At 51.6% G+C, this 12882-nt stretch carries 13 protein-coding genes; 4 read left to right on the top strand and 9 right to left on the bottom strand.

The window, feature by feature from the left end:
* Nucleotides 1-90: 90 nt before the first annotated feature.
* The 4 genes from QZQ29_RS06690 to QZQ29_RS06705 are packed head-to-tail and all read right to left on the bottom strand — an operon-like array spanning nucleotide 91 to nucleotide 2987.
* Nucleotides 91-606 (bottom strand): nitroreductase family protein, encoded by a 516-nt coding sequence (locus tag QZQ29_RS06690; protein WP_296961492.1) that lies wholly within the window; start codon nucleotides 604-606, stop codon nucleotides 91-93.
* A gap of 12 nt (nucleotides 607-618) precedes the next feature.
* Nucleotides 619-1155: a nitroreductase family protein gene (locus tag QZQ29_RS06695; protein ID WP_296961495.1), complete on the bottom strand. Its 537-nt coding sequence runs from the start codon at nucleotides 1153-1155 to the stop codon at nucleotides 619-621.
* 2 nt (nucleotides 1156-1157) lie between these two features.
* Nucleotides 1158-1928, bottom strand: coding sequence for a hypothetical protein (locus QZQ29_RS06700; RefSeq protein WP_296961498.1), 771 nt, complete (start codon nucleotides 1926-1928; stop codon nucleotides 1158-1160).
* Between the two features lie 27 nt (nucleotides 1929-1955).
* Nucleotides 1956-2987, bottom strand: coding sequence for a hypothetical protein (locus tag QZQ29_RS06705; RefSeq protein WP_296961501.1), 1032 nt, complete (start codon nucleotides 2985-2987; stop codon nucleotides 1956-1958).
* A 105-nt stretch (nucleotides 2988-3092) separates the two neighbouring features.
* Between QZQ29_RS06705 and QZQ29_RS06710 the strand changes: the two genes are divergently transcribed.
* Nucleotides 3093-3521, top strand: coding sequence for a universal stress protein (locus QZQ29_RS06710; RefSeq protein WP_296961505.1), 429 nt, complete (start codon nucleotides 3093-3095; stop codon nucleotides 3519-3521).
* A 1145-nt stretch (nucleotides 3522-4666) separates the two neighbouring features.
* Here the strand turns inward: QZQ29_RS06710 and QZQ29_RS06715 are convergent.
* Entirely contained in the window at nucleotides 4667-6544 is a 1878-nt protein-coding gene (locus QZQ29_RS06715) for an EAL domain-containing protein (RefSeq protein ID WP_296961510.1), read from the bottom strand.
* Nucleotides 6545-7706: 1162 nt separating this feature from the next.
* Between QZQ29_RS06715 and QZQ29_RS06720 the strand changes: the two genes are divergently transcribed.
* From QZQ29_RS06720 to QZQ29_RS06730, 3 genes are all read left to right on the top strand, one after another.
* Entirely contained in the window at nucleotides 7707-8297 is a 591-nt protein-coding gene (locus QZQ29_RS06720; RefSeq protein ID WP_296961513.1) for a DUF1700 domain-containing protein, read from the top strand.
* Between the two features lie 3 nt (nucleotides 8298-8300).
* The gene (locus tag QZQ29_RS06725) at nucleotides 8301-8780 is read left to right on the top strand and encodes a hypothetical protein (protein WP_296961516.1); all 480 of its coding nucleotides are present in this window, start codon (nucleotides 8301-8303) and stop codon (nucleotides 8778-8780) included.
* Nucleotides 8781-9333: 553 nt separating this feature from the next.
* Entirely contained in the window at nucleotides 9334-9882 is a 549-nt protein-coding gene (locus QZQ29_RS06730) for a phosphatase PAP2 family protein (protein WP_296961518.1), read from the top strand.
* A 45-nt stretch (nucleotides 9883-9927) separates the two neighbouring features.
* Here the strand turns inward: QZQ29_RS06730 and QZQ29_RS06735 are convergent, their stop codons facing one another.
* The 4 genes from QZQ29_RS06735 to QZQ29_RS06750 form a co-directional block, all read right to left on the bottom strand.
* Nucleotides 9928-10578: an amino acid ABC transporter permease gene (locus QZQ29_RS06735; RefSeq protein ID WP_296961522.1), complete on the bottom strand. Its 651-nt coding sequence runs from the start codon at nucleotides 10576-10578 to the stop codon at nucleotides 9928-9930.
* A 5-nt stretch (nucleotides 10579-10583) separates the two neighbouring features.
* Complete coding sequence (locus QZQ29_RS06740) at nucleotides 10584-11396, bottom strand: transporter substrate-binding domain-containing protein (RefSeq protein ID WP_296961525.1); 813 nt, start codon at nucleotides 11394-11396, stop codon at nucleotides 10584-10586.
* Nucleotides 11397-11583: 187 nt separating this feature from the next.
* The gene (locus tag QZQ29_RS06745; RefSeq protein WP_296961528.1) at nucleotides 11584-12579 is read right to left on the bottom strand and encodes a type II toxin-antitoxin system antitoxin SocA domain-containing protein; all 996 of its coding nucleotides are present in this window, start codon (nucleotides 12577-12579) and stop codon (nucleotides 11584-11586) included.
* Nucleotides 12580-12603: 24 nt separating this feature from the next.
* The coding region (locus tag QZQ29_RS06750) for a hypothetical protein (RefSeq protein ID WP_296961530.1) at nucleotides 12604-12882 on the bottom strand (279 nt) is incomplete at its 5' end.

Consider the following 12882-nt stretch of genomic DNA (forward strand, 5'->3'; position numbering starts at 1 on the left):
TAAGGAGACTTATGACGCAGCATTGGATAAAAATACTTATGAAATTCGATTCTGCGAATTAATCAGTGCTTCCCTAGGAAAGGCCTTTTTCTACCTTTCAATCACCTCGAAATGACGGTCCTCTTTCCTCTTCTTCCCGTCCAGCGGCGAATGACCCACAGCCACCGCCAGGATAGGCGAAACTCCCTCCGGCAGATGAAGCATTTTAAGATAGTCCGCATCTTTACCCAGAAGGCGGATAAAACCGAAAAGAATAATGGAAGAAAGCCCCAGGTCGGAAGCCTTCAAATGGATATGCTCCGCAATAATACCTGCGTCAAAGCCCTCCAGATGTTCCATCACATCCTTCGTGCGGCAGATGAGGATAAGAAGGGGCGCTTCGTAAATCATATGGGGTTTACCCACCTTCTCTCCCCCCTCCGTGCTGATACGCTTCAGCACTTCCGGGTCCCTCACCACCACCAGAGCATAGCCCTTATCATTATGATGACCTACGGAAGACTCCTTCGCTGCATGAATGAGCGCTTCGATTTCCTTTTCAGAAACGGGCTCATCCGTATAGGAACGGACCGACTTTCTAAGTGACAAAACCGTATCAAATTCCATGATAAACCTCCTTTATTCCTTCCCATCAATGCGGAAAGCCGGAATCCTTGCCACAAACCGTCTCTCCCGCTGCGCCATGGGCGTATGGCCCACAGCCACCGCCATGGCCGGCTTCAGCCCCTCCGGCAGATGCATGGCTTTGAAATATTTTCCATATCCCTCCACCCGGTTCAGGGTACGGATAAAGCTGTAAATACAGATGGACCCCAGACCCAGATCCACTGCTTTAAGGTGCATGTTCTCCGCCATAATGCCTGCATTCAGCTTGATAGAATCCTCCTGGGCCTCTGGCGTACTCATAATGAGAAGAAGAAGCGGCGCCCCGTAAATGGGGTCTCCCCTGCCGGAAAGTGCATCATTTTCCTCCGCCAGAAGCTTCAACACCGTCTTATCCGTAATGGCGGCAATGGCATAATTTTTGAAATCAAAATGCCCCACCGGCACCTCTTCCCCGGCAGTCACAATCCGTTTGATATCCTCCTCAGACACCGGTTCATCCGTATACCGGCGCACCGAACTTCTCACAGAAAGCACATGATCAAATTCCATGGTTAGTCTCCTTTCTTGAACGCACCGCTATTCAAAAGATTCGAAAGCAGCGCCCCCGCCATTTCATAGTCATCGATGGCAACGCACCAGGGGCTTTCCTTCCCTTTTTCATAAATGCAGAGGGGCCCTCTTCCCAGCTCCACATGGTCCAGGTCGGAAAGGTCCGCCGCCATCTTTTCCTTCCGGCTTCGGAAGCCCACACGCTGTGAGGTGAGCCAGAAAGCGCCTTTGTCCCCTTCTTCAAAGAGACTCTTGTCTTCCTTATTTTCCCAGTTTCCCACTTTGAAAGGCGTTCCTCTGGCAATGGTGATGGCGCCGGTGACTGGCTTTTTCGGTTTCATGAGCCTGCCGGCAGCGGTGAAGTGAAGGTCCTCGCCGTCCCTGTATTTCACATTGGCATATTCCCTGCTGATGGTGGGCATGAGCCCCTCTTCCTGGATTTTATAGAGGGCATTGCACCTTTTGGCAATGGTTTCGTACTTGTATTTCGCATCTTCCTTCATCATGTAGCAGAGCTTCAGCATGTCGGAAAACATACCGTACTCATCATCATCCATGTAGCCGTCATGGTACAGCTTTTCAAAGGCCTTGTCACAGGCCAGCGCCTGAGCCCGGGCCAGTTGCTTGTTGCCCAGGTCCTTTTCCTTTGCATAGGCGATGAAACTTTCCAGCCGGTCTGCGTCCAGCTCGTCCTTCACCGCCGCCTCCGCCATGCGGCTGGCGTACTCTTCTATATATTTGTCTTTTCCTGCGCCAAACAGATTAAAAAACAAGATGCCACCTCCGGAAATCTTTAAAGTTTACAGTGAAATGGACTCCAGCGACTGGGCAATCACCCGGTCCGCATAGTCCTCTTCTTTTACATTATAAATATAATCAAAGGAAATATATTTCCCGTCCTTCACAAAAATATAGCTGGTGTTATGGTCCCCCTGGTCATCAAAATCAAGGCGGAGACCGTCCCTGCCGTGGAAGGTGCCAAAGAGGAACTTCACGTTCTTCACATATTTTACCGTGCTTTCGCCGGCCAGTTTCTTTCGGAAATGGGACTCAATGTCCGCCTTCTTCTCATCGCTCAGGGAAGAAAGACTTGCAGGCAGGAAACTGAACTCTTTATTTTCAGCAATCGGCAGCGCCACCACCCCCGTCATGAGAAGCCTGTTTCCTGCCACCAGCACATGGTCCGGTGCAATGGGCGGGTCATAATCCACCCGCATGGATGCAGGAATATCATAAGTATAGGCGGTGCCCTTCACATTCACCTTCTGCATGGGCGTATAAAAAGACAGGGTGCCCATGGTGTCCTCCACAAACGGCCGGTTTCTCTTCAAATCCTCTTCCTTCATGGTAAAGGAAATCATGGCCGTCCCCTCCTGGCGGAGGAAAAGATAGCGAATCACTGAAAAGCTGCCGCTTTCCCCTTTTCCCGAAGTCTCTGCCCGAAGGGCCGTGCCGTATGGTGTCTTCACCGATTTCATGGATACCTGCTTCTCTCCGGAATTCTTTATATTCTCCCGGAGAAACTGCTCAGCTTCCTTCACCTGCCCCTTCATCCGGCTTTCGCTGTAGGGCTGGCCGTAGGCCCGGGACAGAATGGAAAGAGAAATCCCCTCATCCGGAAGGAATGCCTGATACACCGCCGGCGAGGACTTCTCATTTTCCACCCGGTTTCCCGGAAGCTTCATGGTAAGCCCGCTGGCCCTGTTATCATAAGTATATATTTTCGAAGAAACAGACGCCGTCTCCCCTGCTGCACTCTCCTCTGCCAGCGCGCCTCCAAAGGGCATGACCAGCGCCAGGAGCATGGCAGAAATCACTGCTGCTTTTTTCATGATCCCATTTCCTTCTTCCTCAAACATGCCGTCATGATATAATTATTATATATCATAGCAGGAAATCCCAAATAAGGAAATGAAATTTCAAAGGAGGTCTTTCCTATGCAGTTCAAAAAAATCCTTGTCCCCGTAGACGGCTCCGGCACCGCCGACAACGCCCTCCGCTATGGCGTGGAAATGGCAAAAACCTACGAAGCCCGGCTGTTTGTCACCGTGGTAGCAGACATCGGCGAAGCCGCCTACCCCTTGATGCAGGTGAACCTTGACAGAAACGGCTTTGCTTCCGTCAAGGAAAAGGCAGAAGCCGTCATGGAAAGAGTCAAAAAACAGATTCCCCAGGACGTCAACTTCACCCCCATCATCCGCACCGGCGTCCCGGGCAATGTGATTACTTCCCTGGTAGACGAAGAGGGCATTGACCTTGTCATCATGGGAAACAGCGGCAAAGGCTCCCTCTCCTCCTTCATTATGGGAAGCGTCAGTCAGTACGTTATCCACCATGTGAAAGTGCCGGTGCTGATTATTAAGTGACCGCAGTGACCGCGCCCTTCGGGCGCGGAGGGTTCAGAGGGTTCAGAAGGTTCAAAAGGTTCAAAGGGTTGTGGTGGCGGCTTATGGACACGCCTGCGGCGTGAGGGTTCAGAAGGTTCTTAGGGTTCTGAGGTTTGACATCCCTTCGGGCTGAGGGTTGTGGTGGCGGCTCCGCCGCAGTTTATAGCCTCCTTTCTGGGGAAGGAGCCTGCGTTACAGGATTACCTTCCCGCCCTCCACCGTCATCCTGAGCGATAGCGAAGGATCTCGGTACTCGAAGCATATGAGTCAATCGGTAGTAAATACCGGTCGGCGGGAAGGCTGCCGTTTGGCAGTCAGGAAGGCGTAGAGTATCTGTTTCGGCTTGTCACCTCGTACACCCCTTCGCCACTCCGTGGCCCTCTTCCCCTAAAGGGGACGCAAGGGCGTTACGGGATTGGCCTTTGTGTCTCCAGTTCTGCATGACGGAGAGTCAAAGCCCCCTTCCTTTGGAAGGGGGTGTCGCCGTAGGCGACGGAGGATAGCAGGCCTTTCGCAGAAAGGCCGAGGCCCTGAAAGGGCCTGATGTGACACATAATGACTTCGCCGATTTTCGAACCTATCCTCAGGGCTATCGCCCAGCTCCTTCCTTGGGAAGGAGCCTGCGTTACGGGTTTGCCTTTTTCTGCTTAAGTCCCGCTAAGCATTTCGGTGATTAGCCACCTTCGGTGGCTTTCCCCCCTTTGGTGCCTACGGCACCACCTTCCCCCCGCTGTATCGGTCGGGCGACAAAAGGAAAGCGCCTTTATGGGCAGGCTAGGCGCCTTACTTCGCCCGACTTGCACATCCTATGCAGGATGTGCACAGTGGGACTATGGGCGCTAGGCATTGTGCCATATGTCTCTGTGGGGAAGCATAGAGCGATTTATTCTGCCCCCTGAATAGGGGTGGCAAGGGAACACAATTCGCAGGGGAGCGTTAGCAACCTGAGAATCGTGTGACACGCTTCAAGCGCTGTCGCCCCCTGAGCGAAGCGACGCCCCCTTTTACTCAACCTGCCTGCGCCAGCAGGCCATAACCCACGGCGAAGCCGTGTCCCTTTTCCTTCGGACCCTCACGCCCAAAGGGCGTGTCCATAAAAAAAATCCCGCATCCGGCGGGATTTTTTACTTTCCATATTTCTTCAAAAACTCATCCATCGGTATGGGCCGGCTGTAGTAGAAGCCCTGGAAGTAGTCGCAGCCCATGGCGCAGAGTTCTCTGGCCATGGTTTCCGTTTCCACGCCCTCTGCGGTGATGGTAAAGCCCAGGTCGTGAAGGCTCTTCACAAGGTTTGGCAGGTAGGGGTCGGGCTTTTGAAAATGGGCGCGGACCAGGGACATGTCGATTTTGATGCCGGAGAAATCAATGCTCTTGACGCGGCTGGAGTTGGAGTATCCGGTACCGAAATCATCTACAATCATTACATAGCCCAGCCGGCGGAGCCTTTCGATCTGGCTCAGGCCGCCGGGCCCCAGGGCTCCCTGCTCCGTGATTTCCAGATGGAGAAAGGAGCGGGGCACATTATATGCCTTCCTGATGCTTTCCAGTTTTTCCGGCAGGTCCCTTCCCAGGCACTGCACCGGCGACACGTTCACGTTAATCCACTGCATGCCGCATTTTTCCATGCCGCCCTTTTTGATGAAATCGCACACCTTCCGGAAGACCTGGAGCCCCAGCACGGTAACGGCGCCGCTGGATTCCGCCGCCGGAATAAATTCGGCCGGAGAAATGATGGAGCCGTCGTGGTCAGCGAGCCGCACCAGCGCTTCCGCTCCTTCCAGTTTTCCGCTGCCGCTTAATACGATGGGCTGCAGGTACACCTGAAGGCTGTCCCGGTCCAGGGATTCTTTCAGAAGACGGCGCACGTATACCTGCCGTTTCACATGGGACAGATACTCTTCCCCAATGGTGAAATCTTCCTGCCCCGGCCGATGGGCCGCGTCAAAGGCAGAGCTCACCACCTGCACCAGCTCATCGGTGCTTTCAAAGTGAAGCCCCTTCTCCAGAAGGCAGCAGCAGATATCAAAGTAGGCGGAACGCTCCCCGCTGGTCCAGGGATTCCGGAAGCGGCGATGCAGCCGGTCCGTTTCCTCCTTCAGGGAAACCGGATTCCTATACAGGATAAAGAAACGGCCGCTGTCCAGATAGAAAGCATGACCCCTCCCGAATTCCTTCTGCAGGTAATGGCCTATATTGTCCAAAAAACTGTCAATAAAGGGCCCGCCGTAAAGGATGCGCCCTTCCTCATAATCCTTAATAACGAAGCCGAAGCCATGGATGCCGCTGCTCTCTATCCGGTCATCGATCACCAGCTGAAAAGCCGCCTTGTTCAGAAGACGGGTCTGGTGCTCCACATAGAAATCAGGATTTCTCACCGTAAGATAAATGATGAAAACAGCCAGCGTATAGAAATAGCCGCCGAACAGGACCTGTGGATAGAAGAACCTCACATAGGCTCCTGCCAGAACGATGAGAAGGCTGGACACAAAGCCGGCATTTCTACGAAAACTGTTCTCCTTTCTCCGAAGCCACACGAGAATCAGGGAAAGGCCGGCGTAGAAAATCAGATAACTCCCCTTCAGCATGCTGTAAATGGCATCCATGTCGCAGGGCGCAAGTCCTTGCCCACCTTTAGGCAGGAAATATAAAATCCCCGCCGCCACCGGCAGGAAAGTAATCCGCTTCACCCATTTCCCGCCATATTCATCGCCCTTCAGGGCATCGCAGAAATAGCAGAAAAGGAGGTAGGTATCCATAAAAACGCCGCTGAAAAAGATGAGCACCAGCCACGGCGTAAGCGACGGCCACTCCCCGGGGTTCACACACATAAGCAGCAGATTCAAAAGAAGCACCGCCGTATTCACAGCCATGAGGTACAGGAAAGACCGGGACTCCCGAAGCGGCAGCTGCCGATGATTCATGTAGAAGAAAAGGATAATCAGCTGCACCGGCAGGGCGGCCAGAAAGAAATAAATATTCGATATTCCCGCTGCTGCAAACATGACTCCCCCTCCTTCCGGCAATCCTGTGACAGGCCTGATTTCAACCGGCCTGTGATAAAACAGTATTCACGTGTATCATTATGAAAATGCATATACATATAGTATACACTACATTTCAAAATAAAAATAATACTCCATTTCATATCATATGGAATGGATATGAAATCATTTATATATATATTGAGCCATCATAAACAAGCTGTGAAAAATGAAATCATTTCTTCACAGCTTGTTTCATGATGCCGGAAAAAGAGACAAATTGCATGCTTACCTTCCCGCCTCTCACCTGTCATCCGGGGTCGGTCAGCCGACAATCGGAAGGCCCTTCTTAATTCTCGTTGCCCCTTGAGTGAGTGGAAATTCTGCATAGGATTTCCAAGGGCAGACAAATTGGCCGACTCGCGCATTCTCTGCAGAATGCGCGCAGAACAAGCAGTAAGTGTCCGGAGTGGTCTTAAATACCAGTCAGCAGGAAGGGAACACAGTGGCACATGCCGAACTGTTTGGCTCCTTCCCCAGGAAGGAGCTGGGCGGAGCCCTGAGGATAGGTTCGAAGTTAAGGAAGAACTGACTCCCCTATCCTCCGTCGCCTATCGGCGCCACCCCCTTCCTGTGGAAGGGGGCTATAACACTACGATACGTGCCGAACTGTCATTTCGAGCGAAGTCGAGAAATCTCCCAGCACCGTGTCCCCCCGCTCCAATGGCCTCAAAGCATAGAACGTAACGCAGGCTCCTTCCTCAGGTGGCAATCCTGCATAGGATTGCGAAGTCGGGCGAGGTAGGCGCCTAGCCTGCCCATCAAGGCGCTTTCCTTTTGTCGCCCGACCGGAATGGAGCTGGGCGGAGCCCTGAGGAACACCGAAACTCAAATCTCCTCCTTCCGTCTGACTGTCTGACCGTCTGACGTCTCCCGTCTCATTGTCTCTACCTCCTCAAATCTCAAACCTCAAACCTCTCCTTCCCATCTATCGTCTAACATCTATCGTCTAATGTCCATCATCCCCCTCCCCCGTTTAACTTCCGTTAAAAAACTGTTTATCTATAGTTTACTACACAGTACCTTGTACTACATAGTACCGTGTGATATATTACATACAGAGGACGGAAGTCCTAAAGCACTTAACCATTTCATCACCATTTTATGTAAAGGAGTGATTTCTATGACGAAAAATGAATTTATGAAAGAACTTCGCACCTACCTGATTTATGAGCAGGCTGCCATTCGAAATGAAATCCTGGCGGATTATGAAACCTACTTTGCCATGGCCGCTGCGTCGGGCCTCTCGGAAGAGGAAATCATTGCGGGGCTGGATACGCCTTCCCGCATTGCCTCCACCATTTACGGCAGGGATGTTTCCGGAAAGCCCCGCCGGATAGGTTTCCACTCCCTGCCTTCGGACCTGATTCACGGTGTAAGCCATGGCTTGGAAAAGGGACTCGAAAAGGTCCGTCCCCTGGGCGGCCCTCTCTTCTCCCTTCTCCGTCGGGGATCCGCCTTCTTCTTCCGCTGGTGCGGACTGTTATCGGCCATTCTCTTATTCCTGGCCGCCCTCTCCGGCGTAGGCCTCCTTGCCAGCGGCATCACCATCCTCCCCTCCATCCCGCCCCTTCCGGTGATGAGCCCCCTGAGCCTTATGCTCCTTGCGGTTTCGGGAATTTCCTTCTCCCTTTTCCTGGGCGCCTTCGGCCGCACCTTAAGTGATGCCATTCTTTCCGACAATCCTATTTCTTTCCTTAAAAAGGAGGACTGAATCATGAATAAAATCGCCGTAACATTTCTTCTCGGCACCGCCAGTGCCATCCTCTTCTCCGCTTCCTTCCTCACCACCGATGCGGCGGGCTTCATGGACTGGGCCAAAGAGTCCGCTCCCGCTATCCATCAGGAAATGAAATCCTTCAAATCCAGCCTGCCCTTCCATTCCATAAAGGAAGATAAAGAAGGCAGCCATGACAGAAAGGACAAAGTAAAGAAAGAGCGGAAAGAAAAAGACCGCAGCCCCTATGACGAAAAAGACGGCCGCCAGCGCAAAGACCGCGGCCATGACGACGACAACCGCTCCCATGACCGGATTCATTCCGAAGTCCACAGGCAGGATGAAAGAGACAGTCAGCGCTCCATGAAACAGGACTACCGGAAAGGAAATCCCTCCGCCCCCGCTGCACCGGCCCCCCTGGAAACCGCTCCCATGACTCCGGAAGAACTCCAGCCGCCGACTTCGCCGGACGCCGGTTGATTGTTAGATGTTAGATATTAGATATTAGATATTAGATATTAGACGTCAGAAGTCAGACAGCAGACAGGCAATAAGTTGCAGCGCTGTTAGACCACCGGACTTCCGCCCTATTCAGGGGGCAGAATAAACCGCTCTGTACTTCCCATTCGAGTCATGTGGCACAATGATCAGTACCCACCTTCCCACCAGCTCCGCCGGGTGAGAAGGTGGTGGCGAAGCCACCAAAGGGGGAAAAGCCACCACAAGTGGCTAATCACCGGAATGGTATTCACTGGATACGAGAGCAAGGATAAGCAAAGAGCAAACTTCCCCCTCCGGGGGAAGTACCGCCGCAGGCGGGGATAGGGGTGCATTTCCATCGCGCCACAGGCGCGGTTTGCTTGTTCTCCCCGCCCGCAGGGCGGTTGTATGGTTTTATCATAATGGCGCCCCTTCTTTTTGAAGGGCGCCCACCAGAACCCTCTGAACCGTTTGAACCCTTTGCACCCTTTGAACCCTTTGAACCCTCACGCCCGAAAGGGCGTGTCCCTCTCCCCTAAAAGGAAGTGACATTATGGATACTTTTATGAATCTGCAGGCCGCTTTTCTTCTTTTCCTGCAGGAATATTTTCGCACACCCCTCCTCACCGCCATTCTTGAATTCATGACAAATCTGGGCAACGCAGGATTTATCTGGATTATTTCATCCCTGCTCCTCATGATTTTCAAAAAGACAAGAGCCGTTGGCGTCTGCGCTCTGGTGTCTCTTCTTCTTTCCCTGCTCTTCACCAACCTCATACTGAAGAACCTCTTTCAGGAGCCCCGTCCCTTTGTAACCTATCCGGAAATCATCCCCCTCATCTCCCATATTTCCTCCGCATCCTTCGCCTTCCCCTCAGGCCACGCCTCCGCCTCCTTCGCGGCGGCCCTCCTGTTCTATAAATACCTGTCCCGCCCCCTGGGAATCGCCGCCCTCCTTGCGGCCTTCCTCATCGCCTTCTCCCGCCTCTATCTGGGCGTCCACTACCCCATGGACATCCTGGCCGGAGCCGCCGCCGGCGCCTTTGCCGCCTGCCTGGCGCCCCGTATAGTCAAGCGATTCTGGAAAAAAGCGGACCTATAAAAAAAAGACTGTGAAAAAATGCTATCCATTTCTTCACAGTCTTTTTTAATGGTTCTTTTCCAGCACTCCCAGAATCCTTCCCGTCACCAAAGTCAGGATGAGATAAATGAGGGCGGTGGTGATGAAGGTCTCCCACACCCGGTAATACTGGGCGTTTGCCGCATTGGCCCAGTACATGAGCTCCGGCGTGGCAATGACCGAAGCCAGGGACGAATCCTTGATAAGACTCACAAAGGAATTTCCCAGCGCCGGAATCACCGAGCGGATGGCCTGCGGCAGGATGACATACCGCATGGACTGGAAATGGGAAAGTCCCAGGGCGCTGGCCGCCTCCATCTGTCCCGGGTCCGTAGCTATGATGCCGCCGCGGATGGTTTCCGCAATATAGGCACCTGCATTGATGGAAAGGGCAATAACCGCCGCCAGCACGCCGTCCGGTTTCCTCATAATCAGCGGAATCACGCCGAAATAGGTAATCAGTATCTGCAGAAGAAGCGGCGTCCCACGGATACTTTCGATGAAGCACGCCGCCGGAATGGACAGGTATTTCTTAGAAGAAATACGGGCCAGCGCCAGGAAAAGACCGATGAAAAAGCCCGCTGCAATGGCAATCACCGACAGCTTCACCGTCAGGAAGGCACCGGAAATAAAGAAAGGTGCATATTCCTCCAATATGGAAACTTTGAAATCAAACATTTCTATCACCCCTGCTTCAAAGAAGCCAGCATCTTCTCATCGGGCTTTGTATGGAACCATTTTTCATACAGCTTCCCATAGGTCCCGTCGCTCACCATGTCAGAAAGCGCCTTGTCCATCTTCCGCGAAAGCGCCTGTCCCTTATCCTTCGGATACAGAATGCCGAAATACTCCGGCGTAAACGCCTCGTCATCATACACTATCTTCAAATGCTGATCCGGATACTGGGCCTGGATAGACTTCACCGACGTTTCATCCCCCACCAGCGCATCCACCTGACCGCCGATAAGCATCTGGATGGACATGGGCGTCTTCCGGATGGCCGGATTATTCTTCCCCATCAGCTTCTCCAACGCCTCCTGCCCGGTGGACCCGTTCTGCACTGCCACCGTCTTTCCGTCCATCAGGTCCTTCGCACTGGAAATACTCTCATCCTCCCGGATAAGAATCGCCTGACGGGACACGAAATAGGGCTTCGAGAATAAATACGTCGCCTTCCGGTCATCGGTGATGGTAATGCCCGAAATCGCCGCATCCGCCTGCCCCGTGCGGATCTGCTCAAAAATAGCCTCCCAGCCGGCATCCGTAATATCCGGCGTAAGCCCGGCCCGCTTCGCCGCCTCCGTCACCAAATCGATATCAAAACCGGTTATCTTCCCATCCTTCAAATACTCAAAAGGATTCCAGTTCGCATGAGTCACAATACGCACATGCCCCTCCGAAGCAGAAGCCGCCGCAGGCTCATCCTTCCCGCAGCCCCCTGCCAGCAGACACCCTGCCGCCAAAAGAACCGCCGCCGCTGCCATCCAACGTTTCATTTTCCTCGTTCCTTCCTATCAATAAAAACCACCTCATAACCTTCATCCGGTGGTCACCATTTTTCATACTCATTATACTCCCCAAAAAGTTATAATACAAGTTGTTCGTTAAAATAATGTTTGTCAGATGAATGATAACTTGTCTGCTTTTGCAAATAAAAAAAGGCGCCCAAAGGCACCCCTTCACTTATTTCAACATTCTTCTTATGTACGTTTTCATTCCTTCGACCGTATCCACAGAAGAAAGCTCCGGTATCCCAAGAAAATATTGCTTTATAGATTCCTCCGGTATTTCCACCTTTGAATATTCATCAGGCCCATACCCCTCCCTGGCTTTGCACCATGGATTTTCCTGATGTGTCAGATACTCCAATGTCTTTCCACTGTACATGCCAAAACTGTTGAGAATATTTGAAATCAGATTTCTAGCTTCCGGCGTCAAATTTACCGTCGAATTCAATAGCAGAGAAGACCTTTCATCATCAATCAGATTAAACGTGAAATTTTTGAATACATCATACACGTCCCGATAAACAGGACCATGAATCCATGCTTCACATCGACTGGTAAACAGCGGCCTGCCGAAGACTGCATCATGGATTCCATTGGTATAGTACAAAAGCTTCTGCAGCATTAAAGGCGTAATATCAGTTTCATTCTTAAAAATAAATGAAATAACATCCAGCAATTCTGCGGGCAGTCGACTGAATAAGTCATCCAGTTCCGTAATAGCATGAACCGCTTTCTTATAGGCTGCTTCACCGACTGCCTCCTTGTTTGCCTCCAGCTTTTCACGCATAAAAATTGAAGAACTCATTGCCTTAAGCATAATATCCGAATACTCTTTAGAAGGCACCTGTCCATCTAAATAGCGGGAAATCGTGATTTCCCCAAACCCCAGAGCTAAAGACAGCGTAGATTTCCCCATATGATAAAGCTTCATCAATTTCCTGATATCTGAAATACTGATAATTCCTTCCACTTTTCTATACTGGAAATCAATTTCCCGTGTATTCATGTCCAGAAGACCAGGTACAGAAACCTCATTCCCGCATTCCGGGCAAATGGCCTTCGTAATACAAAATGTATAAGTCTTGCCGCGGATATGTTCCTCCACAGGCACTCTCTTCAGCATAAAAGGCCTTATATCATCACAGCTTTCGCAAAAACCAACCCTTCTCATTTCTTCCTCCCTATGGACCGTACTTTACTGGAAATAAGGAACCAGCGGATACTCCTGCTCATGAAATGATATCAAAATACCTTCAACCATTTCTCCATCCATCATCCGTCTCGTCAGTCTGACTTTGATGTAGATAGGAACATCACAGCTGCTTCCGCCGAAACGCTCTTCAAGCCTGACCGTTACTCCATACACATATAAAGTCTCTCCACTCTTCAAATCGTCTAGGGAAGCGCTGATTAAATCGTTATCGGATTTCATTCTTGGATTTTTATCCAATGCAAGGAATAAGTCGACGCGAAT

The sequence above is a fragment of the uncultured Dialister sp. genome (assembly GCF_900538805.1).
Lineage (GTDB): Bacteria > Bacillota > Negativicutes > Veillonellales > Dialisteraceae > Dialister.